This window comes from Alphaproteobacteria bacterium LSUCC0396 (genome assembly GCA_041228345.1).
Classification (GTDB): Bacteria; Pseudomonadota; Alphaproteobacteria; order Puniceispirillales; family Puniceispirillaceae; genus UBA3439.
This window is the reverse complement of the sequence record CP166131.1, coordinates 2,161,298-2,179,718: the sequence shown is the minus strand read 5'-3', so window position 1 is coordinate 2,179,718 and position 18,421 is coordinate 2,161,298. Positions and strand designations below refer to the sequence as shown.

At 52.5% G+C, this 18,421-nt stretch carries 16 protein-coding genes; 10 read left to right on the top strand and 6 right to left on the bottom strand.

Annotation, left to right across the window (positions count from 1 at the left end; all coding sequences use genetic code 11):
- Window position 1: 1 nt before the first annotated feature.
- Complete coding sequence (locus tag AB8881_10380) at window positions 2–1,165, bottom strand: pyridoxal phosphate-dependent aminotransferase (protein ID XDZ62944.1); 1,164 nt, start codon at window positions 1,163–1,165, stop codon at window positions 2–4.
- Between the two features lie 143 nt (window positions 1,166–1,308).
- Between AB8881_10380 and AB8881_10375 the strand changes: the two genes are divergently transcribed.
- The 6 genes from AB8881_10375 (at window position 1,309) to aat (ending at window position 6,539) form a co-directional block, all read left to right on the top strand.
- Window positions 1,309–2,640, top strand: coding sequence for a M48 family metalloprotease (locus AB8881_10375; GenBank protein ID XDZ62943.1), 1,332 nt, complete (start codon window positions 1,309–1,311; stop codon window positions 2,638–2,640).
- A 107-nt stretch (window positions 2,641–2,747) separates the two neighbouring features.
- Window positions 2,748–3,473 carry a thioredoxin domain-containing protein gene (locus tag AB8881_10370; GenBank protein XDZ62942.1) on the top strand — a complete coding sequence of 242 codons (726 nt, stop codon included), beginning with the start codon at window positions 2,748–2,750 and terminating at the stop codon, window positions 3,471–3,473.
- Between the two features lie 43 nt (window positions 3,474–3,516).
- The gene (gene aroQ, locus AB8881_10365; GenBank protein ID XDZ62941.1) at window positions 3,517–3,966 is read left to right on the top strand and encodes a type II 3-dehydroquinate dehydratase; all 450 of its coding nucleotides are present in this window, start codon (window positions 3,517–3,519) and stop codon (window positions 3,964–3,966) included.
- Between the two features lie 6 nt (window positions 3,967–3,972).
- Window positions 3,973–4,482: an acetyl-CoA carboxylase biotin carboxyl carrier protein gene (gene accB, locus AB8881_10360; GenBank protein XDZ62940.1), complete on the top strand. Its 510-nt coding sequence runs from the start codon at window positions 3,973–3,975 to the stop codon at window positions 4,480–4,482.
- Window positions 4,483–4,487: 5 nt separating this feature from the next.
- Window positions 4,488–5,831, top strand: a complete 1,344-nt coding sequence (accC, locus tag AB8881_10355; GenBank protein XDZ62939.1) for an acetyl-CoA carboxylase biotin carboxylase subunit — start codon at window positions 4,488–4,490, stop codon at window positions 5,829–5,831.
- Between the two features lie 27 nt (window positions 5,832–5,858).
- Entirely contained in the window at window positions 5,859–6,539 is a 681-nt protein-coding gene (gene aat / locus AB8881_10350) for a leucyl/phenylalanyl-tRNA--protein transferase (protein XDZ62938.1), read from the top strand.
- A gap of 26 nt (window positions 6,540–6,565) precedes the next feature.
- Here aat and AB8881_10345 read toward each other — a convergent pair whose 3' ends face one another.
- The 3 genes from AB8881_10345 to AB8881_10335 form a co-directional block, all read right to left on the bottom strand.
- Window positions 6,566–7,036, bottom strand: coding sequence for a DUF2155 domain-containing protein (locus AB8881_10345; protein ID XDZ62937.1), 471 nt, complete (start codon window positions 7,034–7,036; stop codon window positions 6,566–6,568).
- A 1-nt stretch (window position 7,037) separates the two neighbouring features.
- The gene (mlaD, locus tag AB8881_10340) at window positions 7,038–7,490 is read right to left on the bottom strand and encodes an outer membrane lipid asymmetry maintenance protein MlaD (GenBank protein XDZ62936.1); all 453 of its coding nucleotides are present in this window, start codon (window positions 7,488–7,490) and stop codon (window positions 7,038–7,040) included.
- 123 nt (window positions 7,491–7,613) lie between these two features.
- Complete coding sequence (locus AB8881_10335) at window positions 7,614–7,970, bottom strand: NADH:ubiquinone oxidoreductase subunit NDUFA12 (protein XDZ62935.1); 357 nt, start codon at window positions 7,968–7,970, stop codon at window positions 7,614–7,616.
- Window positions 7,971–8,469: 499 nt separating this feature from the next.
- Between AB8881_10335 and AB8881_10330 the strand changes: the two genes are divergently transcribed.
- The 3 genes from AB8881_10330 to AB8881_10320 all read left to right on the top strand — a co-directional run bounded on the left by AB8881_10330 (window position 8,470) and on the right by AB8881_10320 (window position 14,058).
- Window positions 8,470–12,129, top strand: a complete 3,660-nt coding sequence (locus tag AB8881_10330; GenBank protein XDZ62934.1) for a vitamin B12-dependent ribonucleotide reductase — start codon at window positions 8,470–8,472, stop codon at window positions 12,127–12,129.
- Window positions 12,130–12,347: 218 nt separating this feature from the next.
- A complete protein-coding gene (locus AB8881_10325; protein XDZ62933.1) occupies window positions 12,348–12,815 on the top strand; it encodes a RidA family protein in 468 nt (155 codons plus the stop codon).
- Between the two features lie 97 nt (window positions 12,816–12,912).
- Window positions 12,913–14,058, top strand: a complete 1,146-nt coding sequence (locus AB8881_10320; protein XDZ62932.1) for a GNAT family N-acetyltransferase — start codon at window positions 12,913–12,915, stop codon at window positions 14,056–14,058.
- Window positions 14,059–14,074: 16 nt separating this feature from the next.
- Here AB8881_10320 and clpA read toward each other — a convergent pair whose 3' ends face one another.
- Both clpA and clpS read right to left on the bottom strand, forming a co-directional pair.
- Complete coding sequence (gene clpA / locus AB8881_10315; GenBank protein ID XDZ62931.1) at window positions 14,075–16,372, bottom strand: ATP-dependent Clp protease ATP-binding subunit ClpA; 2,298 nt, start codon at window positions 16,370–16,372, stop codon at window positions 14,075–14,077.
- 5 nt (window positions 16,373–16,377) lie between these two features.
- Window positions 16,378–16,695 carry an ATP-dependent Clp protease adapter ClpS gene (gene clpS / locus AB8881_10310; protein XDZ62930.1) on the bottom strand — a complete coding sequence of 106 codons (318 nt, stop codon included), beginning with the start codon at window positions 16,693–16,695 and terminating at the stop codon, window positions 16,378–16,380.
- Window positions 16,696–16,967: 272 nt separating this feature from the next.
- Between clpS and AB8881_10305 the strand changes: the two genes are divergently transcribed.
- On the top strand, window positions 16,968–18,371 hold the full coding sequence (locus AB8881_10305) for a D-alanyl-D-alanine carboxypeptidase family protein (protein XDZ62929.1): 1,404 nt from the start codon (window positions 16,968–16,970) through the stop codon (window positions 18,369–18,371).
- Window positions 18,372–18,421 lie beyond the last annotated feature (50 nt).

The window sequence follows — 18,421 nt, the reverse complement described above, 5'->3', positions numbered from 1 at the left end:
GCTAGCGATGCTGGATTGCCAGCCAGCCATTTAGCCGTTTTACCGCCCGTTTGATATCTTTGGTGGCACCAGCATAAGACAGCCTTAAATGCGTGCGGCCTTCAACCCCATCGAAATCAACACCCGGAGTGATGGCAACGCCGGTTTCCGCCAGAATCCGATCGGCAAAGGCAATGGAGTCATTGGTAAAGGCGCTGACATCGGCATAAAGATAAAAGGCGCCGTTAGATGGCGCGTGATTGCCAAGAAACTCGGCAGGCAATCCCCGATAAAGAAGATCACGATTTTCTTCATAGCGCAGAATATGCTGATCCAGCTCGTCATAACAGTCAAAAGCGGCAATCGCCCCAAGCTGATTGATCGTCGCCGCCGATATATACATATTCTGCGCCAATATTTCGGCCGTTGGCACCAGATCTTCGGGCAAAACCATCCAGCCTAGTCGCCAGCCAGTCATACAGAAATATTTTGAAAATGAATTAATGATAATCGCGCTGTTGCTATAGGCCAACGCAGTTTGGGTTCGCGCGCCAAAACTCAGACCGTGATAGATTTCATCCATAATCAGGCGCACACCATGCGTTTCACACCAGCGGAAAACAGCCTCCAATTCATCATCGCGCATCACAACACCGGTTGGATTGGCCGGGCTGGCAAGCAACAGCCCATCAGGAATATCACCGCTTTCAACCAGCGCATCCAAATCAGGCATCCAGTTCTGCGCGGCGCGGGCTGGCAGCAATTGTGGCGTGATCCCGAGCGCCAGCATCAGGTTCAGATAAGCAGGATATCCGGGTGTGGCAATCGCAATACGGTCACCCTTGTCAAAGGCCGATAAAAAGGCAATGGCAAAGCCAAGTGATGATCCCGGCGTGATCGCAATACGCTGCCAATCCACCGGCATTTTATACCAGTCCTGATAATGCACCGAAATCCGTTGACGCAGGCTAGGCAATCCCATTCCGACCGAATAGCCATGCGATGATGTCTGCGGTAATGATGCCTCCAATGCCTTTAAAACGGCGGCAGGTGGCGGGGTTGAAGGCTGCCCAATTTCAAGATGGACAAGATCGACCCCATCGGCCTGCATCTCGTTCGCACGTTTCATAACCTGCATGGCGAGGAAAGCGGGGATTTCACGGGCTTGACTGATTTTTATGGCCATTGTTCATTCCGGTGAATTCGTGCCATGATCGGATCTTTACGCCAAGGCAGCAGATGAATAAGCCTGCGAAAAGCACGCTTTAGGCAGAGGTCTATAGCAGAGCTGTCTTAAACAGGCCATTATTTTGTCGGAAAATTAACAGCATGAAACTTCAATCACTCATCCGGCTGACCCTTTCATCGGCGTTTTTAGCGGTCATGACGCAGATCGCACAGGCCGGATTAATCCGCGATACCGAACTTGAAACGGGCCTTCAATCGCTTGCTGCACCGCTGGTAAAGGCGGCCGGTTTTGCCCCCAATAGCGTTGATATCCGGATTGTTATCGACAGCAGCTACAACGCGTTTGTGGCTGGCGAACAGATGATCTATGTCCATTCTGGCCTGTTATTGAACGCACGATCTGCCGACGAAATTCTGGGGGTCATTGCGCATGAGCTTGGCCATTTAAAGGCTGGTCATGTGCCGCGCCGTGATGCGGCACTAAGGGATGCAGGCACCGCTGGCGCGCTGGCGGCGATTGCAGCGATTGCGCTGGCGGCAGGCGGGGCACCGAATGATGCGGCGGTCGGGGTGATGGTTGGCGGCACCGATCAGGCCAAACGTCAGATGTTGCAATCATTCCGTTTTGATGAGGCTGTCGCTGATGAGTTGGGGCTAGATTATCTTGAGGCCGCGGGCATTAGCTCGGCCGGGCTTGAGCAAATGATGCGCCGCATGGCGGCCCAGCGCGCATTGCCGGAAAACCGGCAAAGTCAATATTATCAGACCCACCCAGACTCAGCCCAGCGCCTTGGCGTCTATCAAGATCACGCCCGTCAGGCCGGCCACTATGCAGCGCCCCTAGCGACTGAGGCCCAGCAATTGATGCAGCGCCTGATCACCAAGATTCGCGCCTATAGTGAACCTGCACTCGCCATTTTGCGCCGTGACGGTGAGGAAGATACCGCTGACGCACGCTACAGCCGCGCCATTGCACAATATCGGCGCGGCGATTTGCAGGCAGCAAAGACCCTGATGGATCAGCTGACTGCCGCCTATCCCGATGATGCGTTTTATCATGAGTTTCAAGGCGATATCCTGTTATCGATGGCGGATGCCAATGCCGCCGCCAACGCCTATGAGGCAGCCTTGGCCCTACGGCCTGAAAGCCCGCAAATTCTGGTGAGTCTTGGGCGCGCGCTCATTGCGACAAATGATAGGTCACGCCTGCCCCGCGCCATCGAAGCGATTAGTGCGGCAAAAGACGGTGAACCGAAATGGGCTTTTGTCCGGCGGCAATTGGCCATTGCCTATGGGCGAAGTGGGGATATTGCTGCTGCCGATCTGACGCTGGCAGAAGAGGCTATCCTGCTTGACGATGAGCAACAGGCGGTACGGATGGCAAAACGCGTTTTGGCGCGTGACGATCTGGCAAGCGATATCCGTAATCGAGCCAATGACATCCTGTTCCGCTTTGGCAAAGCGACCCGCTGATGGCTTTGCATTAACATGATTAATCCGATATAAGGTTGCGTGACCGATTTGCCGTTGGCGGGAATGCCCGCCCAAAGCTCTGGCCCCGCTGTGAAAGGATAATCTGAATGATACGTTTCCTTGCCTCGACCATCGCCGTATCCGTGGTGATGATCACAATCTTGCACACGCCGGTAAGGGCAGGCCTTGATGCCGAAGAGCGCGCCCAGACGCAGCAAATGATCGAACAATTCATCAAGGATAATCCCGAATTGCTGCGTGATGCGCTGGTCGCGCTGGCCGCCCGCGAGGAAGCCAAAAGACTACAAGCTGGCATTATGGCGGTGCGGGATGATGCCGGTGATCCGGTAATGGGCAACCCTGACGGCAGCATCATTGTCTATGAATTTTCCGATTATAATTGCGGCTATTGCAAACGTATGTTCGCTTCAGTTCAACAAGTGCTAAGTAAAAACGACGATGTGCGGATGGTTATCAAGGAATTTCCTATCCTAAGCCAAACGTCCGTTACCGCGGCAAAGGCCGGTATTGCCGCCCAGAAACAAGGAAAATTTGCGCCGTTTCACACTGAAATGATGACCTATCGCGGGCAGGTCAGCGACGATGCGATCATGGCGGCGGCAGGTAAAGCCGGGATCAACCTTAATCAGTTGCAGCAAGATATGGACAGTCCTGAAACAACCGCTATTATTGGACGCACACGACGCGCCGCGGCTGCTTTGAATATCAATGGCACACCCGGACTCGTCATTGGTGATAACGTGGTTCCGGGTGCCATCAGCAGCGAAGAATTACAGAGACTGATTGATCAGGAACGTGGCAAGCAAGGCTAGGCTATTTGCGTGGCTGGCGAAGTAAGGGTAAACTGACCGCACAATGGCAAAAGCAATTAACATCACTGTCCTTAATGGGCCAAATCTGAATATGCTCGGCATGCGTGAGCCCGGCATCTATGGCGATGCAACACTTGCCGATATCGAAGCTAAATGCCGCCAATTAGCGGCTGAACAATCAATGAATATCGACTGGTTCCAGTCAAATTCAGAAAGCGCGCTAATCGACAAGATCCATCACGCCGTCGATAAGGTGGATTGGATCATCATCAATGCTGCCGGTCTGACACATACGTCAGTCGCACTGCGTGACGCATTATCGCTATTTCCGGGGGGTGTGATCGAGGTTCACCTCTCCAATATCCATACCCGCGAAGCATTTCGTCATAATTCGCTGATCACGGCCGTGGCCAAAGGCGTAATCGCCGGTTTTGGCCCCACATCCTATTACATGGCAATTAACGCCATTTCCAATCTGACTTCGGAGACATGATTAAAAATGGCAACGACACCTAAAAAACCAGCGGCAAAGACCGCCGCTTCAAACAATGACGCCGCTTTTGTCAGAGATCTTGCCGAAATTTTGGATAAGGCTGGACTTGCCGAGCTTGAATATGAAAGCGATGCAGTTGCGATCAGGCTATCACGGATAACCTCGGCGGCACCAGTTGCCGCTGTTGCCCCGGTTGCCGCCGCGCCAGTTGCAGCAGCGTCTGCCGCCGCACCTGCTAGTGTCGATATTGCAGCGGATGCGCCAGCCAATCCGGCCGATCACCCAGGCGCCGTTACCTCACCGATGGTTGGTACTGTTTACACCGCATCAGAGCCTGACGCGCCGGCATTTATCACCGAAGGGGCCAGCGTCACCGCAGGTCAGACCTTGTTCATTGTCGAAGCAATGAAGGTGATGAACCCAATTACCGCACCAAAAGCCGGAACTGTCGTCAAAATCTTTGTCCAAAACGCCCAGCCAGTTGAATTTGGCGAAGTGCTTGTGATCGTTGAATAATTGCCATGTTCAAAAAGATCCTGATAACCAATCGTGGTGATGTTGCGTTGCGGGTGCTTCGTGCCTGTAAAGAGCTGAATATTCCAAGCGTGGTGGTTCATTCGACTGCCGACGCAGACTCGATGCCTGTGCGCCTTGCGGATGAGTCCGTTTGTATCGGCCCGCCAAGCAGCGCCGAATCTTATCTGAACATTCCCTCGATCTTATCAGCGGTCGCAATTACCGGCGCAGATGCCGTGCATCCGGGGGTTGGATTCCTGTCGGAAAACGCTGAGTTTGCCGAAATTGTTGCGGCGCATGGCCTGACGTTTATTGGCCCTGAATCACGTCACATCAGGGCGATGGGCGACAAGGTCGAAGCCAAAATAACTGCAGCAGCAGCGGGTTTGCCGCTGGTTCCAGGATCGCCGGGCGCGGTCCATACGCTTGACGAGGCTGCGCGTGTCGGTGACGAGGTTGGGTATCCGCTTTTGGTTAAAGCCGCATCAGGCGGCGGTGGCCGTGGGATGAAAGTTGCTGAAACTGCCGCGCAGCTGGGCGAGGCTTTTTCAGCCGCGCGCGCCGAAGCCAAAGCTGCCTTTGGTGATGACACAGTCTATCTGGAACGTTATCTCGGCCAGCCGCGCCATATCGAGGTGCAAGTTATTGCCGATTCACATGGCAATGTGGTTCATCTTGGCGAGCGCGAATGTTCGGTGCAGCGCCGGCATCAAAAGTTGTTTGAAGAAGCCCCCTCACCAGCCTTAAGCGCCGAAGAGCGCGAGCGTATTGGCACTATCGCCGCTGAAGCCACCCGCCAGATGGGATATCTCGGTGTCGGCACGATGGAATTTCTATATGAAAATGGTGAGTTTTTCTTCATTGAGATGAACACCCGCTTGCAGGTTGAGCATCCGATTACTGAAGAAATCACCGGGATTGATCTGGTGCGTGAGCAAATCCGTATCGCGGCTGGCTTGCCACTATCTTTCAGCCAAGAAGATGTCAAATTTACCGGCCATGCTATCGAATGCCGGATTAATGCCGAACATCCCGAAACTTTCATGCCAACGCCCGGCAAAGTCACCGCTTTTCATGCTGCTGGCGGACCTGGCGTTCGGGTCGAGTCTTGCCTTTATTCCGGCTATTCGGTGCCGCCCTATTATGACAGCCTGATTGCCAAGCTGATCGTCCATGGCGATGATCGTGAACATTGTCTGGCACGGCTGCGGCGCGCTTTACAGGAGTTTATTGTCGAGCCAATCCCGACCACCCTCACATTGCATAAACGTTTGGTAGATGCCGAGGCGATCAAGAATGGAAGCTATAATATCCGCTGGCTTGAAGAAGTTTTTTTGCAAGAGCAGTAGGCTTGCGCCCCGTTGCGGAGGCATTGCATGGCTGATCACTATATCTATTCGCCTGAAACCATCATAAAGGCCTATTCGCTGGGCCTGTTTCCGATGGCTGATAGTCACGACACTGTCGAGATTAAATTCTACGATCCCGACCGGCGCGCATTAATTCCGATTGACGGCTCTCTTGGGGGGGGTGTGCATATTCCGCGCCGCCTGCAACGCCGTGTTCGCCAAGCGCCGTTTGAGGTGTCAATCAATCAGGATTTCACCGCGGTGATTGATGCCTGCGCCGCACCAAGTGATCAGCGCACCGATACATGGATTAATAAAGATATACGCCAGCTCTATATCGCCCTTCACAAGATGGGTTTTGCCCATTCTATCGAAGTCTGGTCGAACGGCGCCCTGATTGGCGGGCTATACGGGGTTGCCTTGCGCGCAGCTTTTTTTGGCGAGTCGATGTTTTCACGCCAGCGTGATGCCTCGAAAATTGCCCTTGTTCATTTGATGGCGCGGCTATGGAATGGCGGGTTCTTGATGCTCGATGCCCAATTTACCAACGACCATCTGACCCAGTTTGGCGTGACCGAAATTGACCGGGTAGATTTCCAAGGCCGCCTTGCCGCCGCGCTTGCCAGCGATGGTGACTTGCATTTTGAAACACCAAGCAGCGCGCTGATCACCCCGTTTCTCGCCAGCCTTAAAGGCCATGCTGCTTAGGTGCCAGCCTTGCCGTCATGCCAATGCTATTTGTTGAAACAGGCCAGCAGCGTCAGATCATAAACCGGATGTTCTAACGCCGAAACAGCAGGGCTGGATGAAAAAACCCAACCCGAAAAAACCAGCTGAGGCTTGCGGCCATCATAGCCACGATCAAGAACCGTTATGAATGCCGCATTTTCTGGCGGTTCCTCGGGGGGGTGGAACGCACAGCGATTGACCGTTATCTCTAAGGTGCCGAAAAATTGCGCCGCACCAACCGGCGTTTCAACCGTCGAAATACGTGCAGTAATCTTATCAAGTGCCTGCAACCGCGCATTACTGCCGTCAATCCATGTAACCGCACGGGCTGGCCCTGCGCTCAAAACAGCAAAAAGCACGAGAAGAATAGGGGCGACAAATCGGGATGATTTAAGCAGTCGCCAGATAATCTGATAAACGCTGGCGCTTAAACGCCCGATCGTCGCCAGCTGGATTTGGCAATTTGCCATCGGCATTTTAATTCGCCGGGTTATTTGATGAGAACACAGCCTTGCCAAGCAGGTCACTGAGGCTAACCGGATCGCGGGTATCATATATAACCCCGCCAGCAGCCAGGGTTTCGGTGGACGCGCCCGGCATTAACTCAAGATAATTTCCACCCAGCAGCGAGGCTGCGGTGATCCGCGCACTGCTGTCGCTTGGGATTTTTATTGCCGGATCAATCGCCATCGAAATTTTGGCAACATAGGTAATTGGGTCAAGATGCTGAGCGGTGATCTGCCCGACTTTGATACCCGAAATGCGAACATCATCACCAATAGAAAGCCCGCCAGTGCTGCCAAATTCGGCAGCGATTTCATAGCCACCACTGCCTTTCACGTCAGCGGCCTCATAGGCCAGCGCAACAAATCCAGCTGCCGCCAACAAAACGATGGCGCCCATAACGGTTTCCAAAGTATTGCGCTGCATGACTGTCGTCTCCTCGCTACTCAATTTAAAATCAATAGGCTGGCTGTGCTAGAGCCTTACCAAGAACAATCTGGCCAAGAACAACCTGGCCAAGAATAAACGGGCCAAAAATAATCGCGTGCCTTAGGCTGGGTTCCAAGGTTCATAGTCACCCGTTGCCGGCTTGCGCTTACCGCCCTTTAGCATATGGCCTTGCGGGCGATAGGCATGGGTTGTCCCGGTGACATTTGGCTGATGCTCTTGCTGCCAGTCATGTTTTCCATAACCACCTTCTGGCGGCGGAGATGCCTCTGTGTGATGCAGCCACCCGTGCCAGTCAGCCGGCACCTTTGAGGCTTCGACAATGCCGTTATAACGGACGTAACGGCGCGGCGGCTTGCCCGGACGGGCCCGGCGCTCTTCATAATAACGATTGCCAAACTGATCAGTCCCAACCTGCTGCGCGGTCAGTTTCAGCGTCATCAAAGTTACCAGATCCATCCAACGTCTGCCCTTCATAATTTACAGGGTTAGGAATTTACCGGCCTCACTATAGGCGCAAGCAACCCAGTGCGTCCAGCCATCAACCGGCCAAGGCCGGAAATTATTTACGTCCTTACCCGGCGCTTGCTCAGTCGAAATTCCGAAATTATCAGCGGCGCATATTTTTAGGATCGACGTAATTTTTTTTTAACATTGTTCTACCTTCATTTCTGGTAATGACGCCACTGTAAAAACAATTCTCCATCAGATACTTACTATCAGGAGTGACACTTAACTGGGAAGAGTTGACCCTTAAATCGAGTTCATTTTATGGCAATTTTTAGCCAAACCGCTCTTTTGGCTATTGTCCATCGCCCGCTAGATAATGTAGTTTAATTACTCGGCGAACGCTATATGTTGTGGATTCACCCACTCAATTCGGCGGTAAAGCCACGTAATCAAACAAAATTTTTAGCCCAGTCAGTTGACGCAAAACACACGACAAAGGAATAGATAGATGCATTTTGAAAGACGTTTTACGACATCTGGCCAAGACGCCTATGCGAACATCGAATTCAGATCAGCGACCAGTGAGATTCGCAATCCAGATGGCACAATCGTGTTTCAGGCCGAGAATATTGAGGTTCCGGCTCAGTTCTCGCAGGTAGCAACAGATATTCTGGCGCAAAAATACTTCCGCAAAGCGGGTGTTCCGGCAGCCTTGAAGCGGGTTGAGGAAACCTCGATGCCATCATGGCTCTGGCGCAGCGAAGCTGATTCGCAAGCGCTAGCCAAATTGCCCGAAGATCAACGCTATTCGGGCGAAGTGTCCGCCAAACAAGTGTTTGATCGGCTTGCTGGCACATGGACATATTGGGGCTGGAAGGGCGGCTATTTCACCAACGAAGAAGATGCGCAAACCTATTTTGACGAGATGCGCTATATGCTGGCGACCCAGATGGCCGCACCGAATTCACCACAATGGTTTAACACTGGAATGCATTGGGCATACGGTATCGACGGCCCAAGCCAAGGCCATTTTTATGTTGATTACAAAACTGGCAAGCTAACCCGTTCAACCGGTGCTTATGAGCATCCCCAGCCCCATGCCTGCTTTATCCAGTCAGTCAGCGATGATCTGGTGAATGAAGGGGGCATCATGGATTTGTGGGTGCGTGAAGCGCGCCTATTCAAATATGGCTCGGGCACTGGTTCTAACTTTAGCCGCCTGCGCGGTGAAGGCGAGAGCCTGTCCGGTGGTGGCAAATCGTCAGGTCTGATGAGCTTTTTGCGCATTGGTGACCGTGCTGCTGGTGCAATCAAATCAGGCGGCACAACCCGCCGCGCCGCGAAAATGGTGACAGTCGATGTCGACCATCCGGATATCGAGGCCTATGTCGATTGGAAAGTTGTCGAAGAGCAAAAGGTCGCAGCCCTTGTTGCAGGCTCAAAGCTGGCACAAAAACATATGGGCGCGGTGATGGCCGCCTGTCAGATTACCGAGGGCATGACCGATAATGAACGGTTCGATCCAAAGGTAAACAAGCCGCTGAAAAAAGCGATTTTGGCTGCCCGTAAATCAATGATCCCCGAAAATTATGTGCAGCGTGTTATCCAGTTTGCACAACAGGGCTACACTAATATTGAGTTTAAGACTTATGATACTGACTGGGATTCAGAAGCCTATCTGACAGTCGCGGGGCAAAATTCGAACAACTCAGTGCGGGTTAGCAACGAGTATTTGCAGGCGGTGCTGGATAATGGTGATTGGGAATTGATCAAGCGCCGTGATGGCGGCGTTGCCAAGCGTATTAAGGCAGCCGATCTTTGGGAAAAAATTGCCCATGCAGCGTGGGCTTGCGCTGATCCAGGCCTGCAATATGACACCACGATCAATGAATGGCACACCTGCCCTGAAGGCGGCCGGATCAATGCGTCAAACCCTTGCTCGGAATATATGTTCCTCGATGATACGGCGTGTAATCTAGCGTCATTGAACCTGATGCAGTTCCGTAAAAAAGACGGAAGCTTTGATATTCCGGCATTTGAACATGGCGTGCGGTTCTGGACATTAACACTGGAAATCTCAGTTCTAATGGCCCAATTCCCATCAAAGGAAATTGCCCAGCTGTCTTATGAGTACCGTACACTTGGTCTGGGCTTTGCCAACATCGGCGGCTTGCTGATGGCCGAAGGTCATTCCTATGACAGTCCTGAAGGCCGCGCGATTTGTGGCTCAATCTCGGCGATCATGACCGGTATTGCCTATGCGACCTCGGCCGAGATTGCCAGTGAGGTTGGCGCGTTCCCGAATTATAAAAAGAACGCCAAGCATATGTTGCGGGTCATGAATAATCACCGGCTTGCCGCGCATGGCAAAACCAGTGGTTATGAAGGGCTGCAAATCCTGCCAGTACCGCTTGATATCAAGTCCTGCCCTGATCAGGCACTGCCTGCTGCGGCAAAGGCAGCATGGGATAAGGCGATTGATCTTGGCAAGAAACATGGGTATCGCAACGCCCAATCCACTGTTATTGCCCCAACCGGCACCATCGGTCTGGTGATGGATTGCGATACCACCGGTATCGAGCCCGACTTTGCCATCGTCAAATTCAAGAAACTTGCAGGCGGTGGTTATTTCAAAATCATCAACCGCGTGGTTCCCGAGGCGTTACAGCGGCTTGGTTATCAGCAAAGCCAGATTGACGACATTATCACTTATGCGGTCGGATCCGGCAGCCTGAAAAACTGCCAGTCAGTGTCAGTAAATGCGCTGAAGGATAAAGGCTTTGGCGATGCGGAAATCGCCAAAATTGAGGCCGGTCTCGGCAGTGCATTTGATGTGAAATTTGTATTCAATCAATTCACATTGGGGGCTGATTTCTGCAAGACCAAACTCGGCCTGACCGACGAGCAGCTCAATGATTTCAGCTTTAACCTGCTAGAGCATCTGGGCTTTAGCAAAGATGAGGTTGAGGCCGCTAATATTCATGTTTGTGGGGCGATGACCCTTGAAGGGGCACCACACCTGCAAGATGAGCATCTGCCAATCTTTGATTGCGCAAATGTCTGCGGCCGTATTGGCAAACGCTTCTTGTCAGTCGAAAGCCACATCACCATGATGGCCGCTGCACAGCCATTTATCTCTGGTGCCATTTCAAAAACAATCAATATGCCAAACTCGGCAACGGTTCAGGAATGTGGCGAGGCCTATATGCAATCATGGCGGCTTGGCCTGAAAGCTAACGCACTCTACCGCGATGGCTCAAAACTCAGCCAGCCTTTGTCATCCGGTTTGGTTGACGATATTGACGATGAAGACGAGGAAACAGTCGATGCGCCACTGACCGCAGCGGCGCCGCAAATCATCGAAAAAGTCGTTGAACGGGTGATCCGTGCCGAACGCGAACGCCTGCCGCATCGCCGTAAAGGCTATACGCAAAAGGCCACTGTTGGCGGGCATAAGGTTTATCTGCGCACTGGTGAATATGAAAATGGACGTATTGGCGAAGTATTCATTGATATGCATAAAGAAGGCGCTGCCTTCCGCTCGCTGATGAATAATTTTGCCATCGCGGTTTCCATCGGCCTGCAATACGGGGTGCCGCTGGAGGAATTTGTCGAGGCCTATACCTTTACCCGGTTTGAGCCACAAGGCATCGTCACCGGCAATGATGCGATCAAGATGTCGACGTCGATCCTTGATTACACATTCCGCGAACTGGCCATTTCCTATCTCGACCGCAGCGACCTTGGTCATGTGAATGTCGATGATCTGGACGTCACCACAACCGGCACTGGCGATAATCAGTCCGAATTGATGAACCGCGTTACCAGCCACGGCTTTATCCGGCGGCAGGGGCTCGTCGTCTATTCGAATGACCGTGGTGCAGCTGTTGCAGCCGCGCCCGAAGATCAGGCCGAAACCATGCGGGTGAAACAGCCAGCCCCGGCAACAACAGCAACCGAAATCGGACTTGCAAGCGATACTGCGAGCGAGGTCGCCAGCGGTGCCAAAGTGATGAAGGGCAATCAGAAAGCAGCAGACCTCGTGCAGCAAGCCCGGATGCAAGGCTATGAGGGCGAAGCCTGTCCCGAGTGTCAGAACTTTACCCTTGTCCGCAATGGAACCTGTTTGAAATGCAACACCTGTGGCGGAACCACAGGCTGCAGTTAAACTCTCCCTGCAGTGCAACCTGCAGCCCTGGCCCCACGATTTCCGTGGGGCCTTTTTCTTGCCAAAAACGATCATGCCGAAAACTGTCATGCGCGCGCCGATCCAGCTTGCCATACCGCAGTGATTATGCCAGCTTCGCAATCAGGACATAAACGCCAGTGAACCGCCCGATAAGCGGTATGCTCAGGCGGCACAATCATCATGTGAAAGGACGTATTATGACAAGCAAGGTAGAACAGCGGTTACAAGAGATCGGCGTCAGTATTCCGGATGCACCCACACCTGCGGCCAATTACTTGCCCTTTACCCGTTCCGGCAATCTGGTTTTTGTCTCAGGACAGGTTCCCTTTGTTGATGGCAAGCTAACCGTTACCGGAACCGTTGGCGCCGATGCCAGCGTCGAGGATGCGCAAGGTCAAGCCAAAATCTGTGCAATCAATTTGCTGGCACAATTAAAGGTGGCTTGTGACGGCGACCTTGACCGGGTTGTGCAGGTGGTCAAGCTTGGCGCGTTTGTCGCCTCGGCGGATGATTTCCATAGCCAGCCTGTTGTGGTTAATGCGGCCTCTGATTTGATGGTTGCCGCCTTTGGCGATGCCGGCCGCCACGCCCGGTTTGCGGTTGGCAGCAATGCTCTGCCGCTGAATTGTCTCGTCGAAATTGACGGCATTTTTGAAATTGCCTAAACGCAGTTTTTGAACTGGTATTCTTTGAACTGGCATTTTCCCCAACCAGCCGCATCCTATGGAGTGGCTTTGCGATTAGATCTGTTGTTAAAGCCACATGGATGGTAGCGCGTTAAATCTTCACATAAGTGCCAGTATGGCGACCATTGATGCTGGCGAATGGAACGCACTTGGCGGCGGCGGTAACCCGTTTGTAAGTCATGCGTTCTTGCTGGCACTAGAAGATGGCGGCGCAGTTGGCGGGGATAGCGGCTGGGACCCAATGCATCTGTTGCTGCGCAATGATGACGGGCAATTATGCGGCGCAATGCCGAATTATCTCAAGCATCATTCATATGGCGAATATATTTTCGATCACGGCTGGGCCAATGCGTTTGAACGCGCCGGCGGTGCCTATTATCCCAAATTGCTGGCGGCTATCCCCTTTACACCGGCAACCGGCCCCCGTTTGTTGGTAAAAGACAATCGCGCTGACCTCAAAATTGCGCTTGCCAAGGGCTTGGTAAGCCTGCTGGAGAAATACCAATTATCCTCTGCACATATCAATTTTCTGCCCGGTGATGACGCCAATATTCTTGGTGCCGCCGGTTGGTTACAACGCACCAGTATTCAGTTTCACTGGCGTAATCGGGGCTATGTCGATTTTGATGATTTTCTGGCCAGTCTATCGTCGCGCAAACGCAAGAACATTCGAAAAGAACGCGCCGCGCTTAGCGCGGCCGGTGTAACCATGCTGCCGTTGACTGGGTCTGCAATCAGCCAAGATCATATCGATGATTTTTACCGGTTTTACCTGTCAACGATCGACCGGAAATGGGGTGGGGCGTATTTGACGCATGACGTCTTTACCCAGCTTCGTCACACCATGGCAGACCGTATGCTTTTGGTTATGGCCGAATATAACGGCGAGATTGTCGGCGGTGCGCTGAATTTCATTGGGGATGATGCGCTTTATGGACGAAATTGGGGCGCAGATATTGAAATCCCAAATCTGCATTTCGAGGCCTGTTATTATCAGGCAATCGAGTTTGCTATCGCCAACCGCCTATCACGGGTCGAGGCCGGTGCCCAAGGCGTTCACAAGGTCCAGCGCGGCTATCTGCCCGTCACAACCCATTCGGTGCATCATATCGCACATGATGGGTTTCGTGATGCGGTGTCGCGTTTCCTTGCATCAGAAAAACGCGGCATCGAAGCCGAAAAGAACCATATAGCGATGACAAGCCCGTTTAAAGCCGGCTAGTCAGCACCAAGAGACCCTAATTATCCTGAGGTGCAGGCAATGCAGCACGTTTGCGGCCACCGGCAATCGCCTTTTGTGGCGGTGCCTTAACCGTTACCGACAGGCCATCATCGACGACATCAACAAAGACCAATCCGCCGCCAACAAGCCCGCCAAACAGCATCTCATCTGCCAGCGGCTTTTTGATATGTTCCTGCACCACACGCGCCAACGGCCGCGCGCCATATTTTGAGTCGTAACCGCGCTCGGCAAGCCAATCCAGTGCCGCAGCACTCAATTCAATCTCAACATTCCGATCAGCAAGCTGCGCATCCAGCTGCATGATAAATTTATCAACGACCAAACGGATGACGTCCTTGCCAAGCGGCGCGAACGGAATAATCGCATCCAGCCGGTTGCGAAATTCGGGCGTGAACATCTTTTCAATGGCTTCGATATCAGCACCTTCATTATGCGTGCGATTAAAGCCAATGGCCGATTTCGATAATTCCTGCGCGCCGGCATTTGTTGTCATGATCAGGATCACATTTCTGAAATCAACAACCTTGCCGTTATTGTCGGTTAATTTGCCATGATCCATGACCTGCAACAAAATATTAAACAGGTCAGGATGTGCCTTTTCAATTTCGTCGAGCAACAGCACCGCATGCGGTGTCTGATCAACCGCATCAGTCAACAGCCCGCCCTGATCAAAACCGACATAGCCCGGAGGGGCACCGATCAGACGCGATACGGTATGACGCTCCATATATTCCGACATATCAAAGCGCATGAGTTTGATCCCAAGTGCTTCGGCGAGTTGGCGTGCGACTTCGGTTTTACCAACCCCTGTTGGCCCCGAAAACAGGTAATTGCCCACCGGCTTTTCCGCATCGCGCAGACCAGCCCGTGACAGTTTTATCGCCGATGCCAGCGCGATAATCGCATCATCCTGACCAAACACCATGCGCTTTAGATCACCCTCAAGCGAGGCCAGCACTGCCTTATCGTCACGGCTAACATGTTTCGAGGGGATCCGCGCCATCGTTGCCACGGTCGCCTCAATTTCCTTTTGCCCGATGGTTTGACGGCGGCGAGATGGCGGCAGCAGATTCTGCGCAGCGGCCGCTTCGTCAATCACGTCAATGGCCTTATCCGGTAATTTTCGGTCATTGATATAGCGCGCCGATAGATCAACCGCAGTTTTTAATGCGGCACCGGTAAAGCGTACCTTGTGATGATCTTCATAGCGGCTTTTCAATCCGTTCAAAATCTTGATCGTATCGGCTATCGTTGGCTCGGCAACGTCGATTTTCTGAAACCGGCGCACCAATGCACGGTCTTTTTCGAAATGACCACGATATTCCTTATAGGTCGTTGATCCGATACAGCGAAGCGTGCCTTCCTGTAACGCGGGTTTCAACAGGTTCGACGCATCCATGGCCCCGCCAGACGTCGCACCGGCACCGATCACCGTATGAATCTCGTCAATAAACAGAATGGCATTCACATCATCGGCCACGGCTTTCATCACTGCCTTTAGCCGTTCTTCGAAATCACCACGATAGCGGGTACCGGCAAGAAGCTGCCCCATATCCAGCGCATAGATCACCGCCGTTGACAGCACTTCAGGAACATTGCCCTCATAAATGCGTAAAGCAAGCCCTTCGGCGATTGCGGTTTTTCCAACGCCGGGGTCACCCACATAAAGCGGGTTATTTTTGGTGCGCCGACATAAGACCTGAATCGTTCGATCTAATTCACGGTCACGGCCGATCAACGGATCAATTCTGCCGGCCGCCGCCTTACTGATCAGATTCACCGCAAACTGGCTCAGCGGATCTTTTTCATCACCGCCACCTGTTTCAGCATTCTGCTCATCGCTAGTGCTTTTTGTCACGCTGCTTTCGGCACCATGGCTAAGGTAGGACACCGCATCAAGGCGGGTCATATTCAGGGATTTAAGGAACCAGACAGCGTGGCTTTCACGCTCGGAGAAAATCGACACAAGCACATTTGCACCGGTGGCAACGTCCCGCCCCGATGATTGCGTGTGGATGATCGCCCGCTGGATAACCCGCTGAAAACTGGCCGTTGGCTGGACATCGACATTGCCATTCGGATCGACGATTGATGCCAGCTCGATCTCGATAAATTCACCTAGCTTGGCCGCCAGCTTCTCGATATCTACATTGCAAGCATGCAATACTTCCAACGCGTCACTATCTTCGGTTAACGCCAATAAAAGATGTTCTAAAGTGGCGAATTCATGCGAACGCGTTGCCGCGTTTGACATGGCGCGGCGCAATGTTTCCTCGAGTTCGCGTGACAACATCTTAGCTATTCCTTTTCCAGTTGCAACTGCAGCGGATGATCATTCTTCCGCGCATAATCAATGGTTTTTTGCGCCTTGCTCTCGGCAATTTCGAAACTATAAACACCGCAAACCCCGACACCACGCTGATGCACGTTCAACATAATCTGGGTTGCCTCGCCTGATGAACGGCCGAAAAACTTTTGCAAGACATGCACAACAAATTCCATCGGCGTATAATCATCATTAAGCATAATGACTTTATACATTGATGGCTTTTTCGTTTTGGTACGGCTGTCGAGGACTAGCTGACCATTGCCATTCTTATCGTCATCATTCTCCATCGAATTTCAACCAAACCTTCGATCAATTTGTTCATATGTTGCTAACATAGCATATAACGAGGAATGCCGTCTCATCTTCTGATATTGGTATTGCGGCCGAGTGGTAAAAGGGGGTGAGCGGGAAAAATATCATCAGATTTTGGGATATTACGCCGCAAGATCAGTTAATCGCCCTAAATTCGGCAAGATTCTTGAATAGAATCCTAATTGCGTTATGATTCGCCCAGCAACGTTAGGGGTATTATGTTTTATTTGTTATGGGGCAGGCGTTAATGGCACGATTGAGCCTGGCCAAACCGCCGCCAATCACGCAAACCCCCCTCGCGGCCATAGACTGGCTTCAGGGCGCGGCTTTACTGTTGATGCGTTGCTATCGCGTGCTGTTGTCATATCTGCGGCTACCCAGAGCCATAAATCCGTCGCTGATAATCGCCATAACCGCATTAATGCTGGCAAATTTTGGCCTGACTGCATCCCCTGCCAAAGCCAGTAAATACGCGTCAATCGTTATCGAAGAGTCTAGTGGCAAAGTTCTGTTTTCGCGAAACGCCGACAATCTGCGTTATCCGGCGTCGCTGACCAAAATCATGACACTTTATCTGATGTTTGAGGATATCGAAGCCGAGCGTATAACCTTGAAGAGCCGCATTCCCATATCGAGAAAAGCCGCTGGCCGATCACCATCGAAACTATATTTAAAACCGGGCCAGTCGATCAGCGTCGAGCAAGCCATCTATGCGCTGGTCACAAAATCAGCCAATGATGTTGCCACAGCGGTTGCCGAAAAACTGTCCGGCACCGAGCGTAAATTTGCCAAGCGCATGACCCGGAAGGCGCGGTCCCTCGGGATGAACCGCACCACATTTATGAACGCGTCCGGCCTGCCAAACAGTCGGCAGAAATCAACGGCACGCGACATGGCCGTTCTGGCAGCGGCAATGCGGCGTGATTTTCCACAATTCTATAAATATTTTAGCACCCAGAGCTTTAATTGGAAGGGTCGGAAATATCGCAATCACAATAGATTACTGGCAAACTATCGGGGCACAGACGGCATCAAGACCGGTTACATCAACGCATCAGGGTTCAACCTTGTTGCCACGGTCGAGCGCAATGGTGTTCGGCTAATTGGCGTCGTATTCGGTGGCAAAACCTCGAAAAGCCGTGACCGCCACATGATGCAAATTCTGGATAATCAATTCAAACGAGCAAAGACCATTCGGGTCCGGCGCGCCGCCCTTGCGCCGCCGCCAACACTGCCGGTGGCACCGCCCGATCGCGGCCTTAAACTGCCCGAATCCCTGCCGATCAGCAAAGCCAGACGCAATCCCCAACCAGCGCCAGACGCTAGTGATAACCCTGAATTTATCGATCTTAATGTCGCCAGCGCCACTAATCCCGATACCATCAGCAAAACCACCTGGAGCGTCCAGATCGGCAATTTTACCCAGCGCGTTACGGCTCATCGTGCCGCCATTGTGGCGCGGCGAACGGCGGATGATGTGCTTGGTATGACGCCGGCCAATCTGCACCTCGTAACCCGTGGTGCCATTCCATTATGGCGAGTTCGGTTTAATGATTTAGAAGAAGATCAGGCACGTGCAGCATGCGCCGCGCTATTTGCTGCGGGTCGGCCTTGCATTGTGATTGCAATCAACGCCACATCGCGCGGCTAGCGTTGCACCTTTGCATAGCTGGCGGCCCGCATCATTGGCGGTTCATTCAT

Excerpts from the sequence above, each read along its gene's own strand:
- AB8881_10380 (XDZ62944.1), bottom strand. The coding sequence starts at position 1,165 with ATGGCCATAAAAATCAGTCAAGCCCGTGAAATCCCCGCTTTCCTCGCC.
- AB8881_10375 (XDZ62943.1), top strand. The coding sequence starts at position 1,309 with ATGAAACTTCAATCACTCATCCGGCTGACCCTTTCATCGGCGTTTTTA.
- AB8881_10370 (XDZ62942.1), top strand. The coding sequence starts at position 2,748 with ATGATACGTTTCCTTGCCTCGACCATCGCCGTATCCGTGGTGATGATC.
- aroQ (XDZ62941.1), top strand. The coding sequence starts at position 3,517 with ATGGCAAAAGCAATTAACATCACTGTCCTTAATGGGCCAAATCTGAAT.
- accB (XDZ62940.1), top strand. The coding sequence starts at position 3,973 with ATGGCAACGACACCTAAAAAACCAGCGGCAAAGACCGCCGCTTCAAAC.
- accC (XDZ62939.1), top strand. The coding sequence starts at position 4,488 with ATGTTCAAAAAGATCCTGATAACCAATCGTGGTGATGTTGCGTTGCGG.
- aat (XDZ62938.1), top strand. The coding sequence starts at position 5,859 with ATGGCTGATCACTATATCTATTCGCCTGAAACCATCATAAAGGCCTAT.
- AB8881_10345 (XDZ62937.1), bottom strand. The coding sequence starts at position 7,036 with ATGCCGATGGCAAATTGCCAAATCCAGCTGGCGACGATCGGGCGTTTA.
- mlaD (XDZ62936.1), bottom strand. The coding sequence starts at position 7,490 with ATGCAGCGCAATACTTTGGAAACCGTTATGGGCGCCATCGTTTTGTTG.
- AB8881_10335 (XDZ62935.1), bottom strand. The coding sequence starts at position 7,970 with ATGGATCTGGTAACTTTGATGACGCTGAAACTGACCGCGCAGCAGGTT.
- AB8881_10330 (XDZ62934.1), top strand. The coding sequence starts at position 8,470 with ATGCATTTTGAAAGACGTTTTACGACATCTGGCCAAGACGCCTATGCG.
- AB8881_10325 (XDZ62933.1), top strand. The coding sequence starts at position 12,348 with ATGACAAGCAAGGTAGAACAGCGGTTACAAGAGATCGGCGTCAGTATT.
- AB8881_10320 (XDZ62932.1), top strand. The coding sequence starts at position 12,913 with ATGGATGGTAGCGCGTTAAATCTTCACATAAGTGCCAGTATGGCGACC.
- clpA (XDZ62931.1), bottom strand. The coding sequence starts at position 16,372 with ATGTTGTCACGCGAACTCGAGGAAACATTGCGCCGCGCCATGTCAAAC.
- clpS (XDZ62930.1), bottom strand. The coding sequence starts at position 16,695 with ATGGAGAATGATGACGATAAGAATGGCAATGGTCAGCTAGTCCTCGAC.
- AB8881_10305 (XDZ62929.1), top strand. The coding sequence starts at position 16,968 with ATGGCACGATTGAGCCTGGCCAAACCGCCGCCAATCACGCAAACCCCC.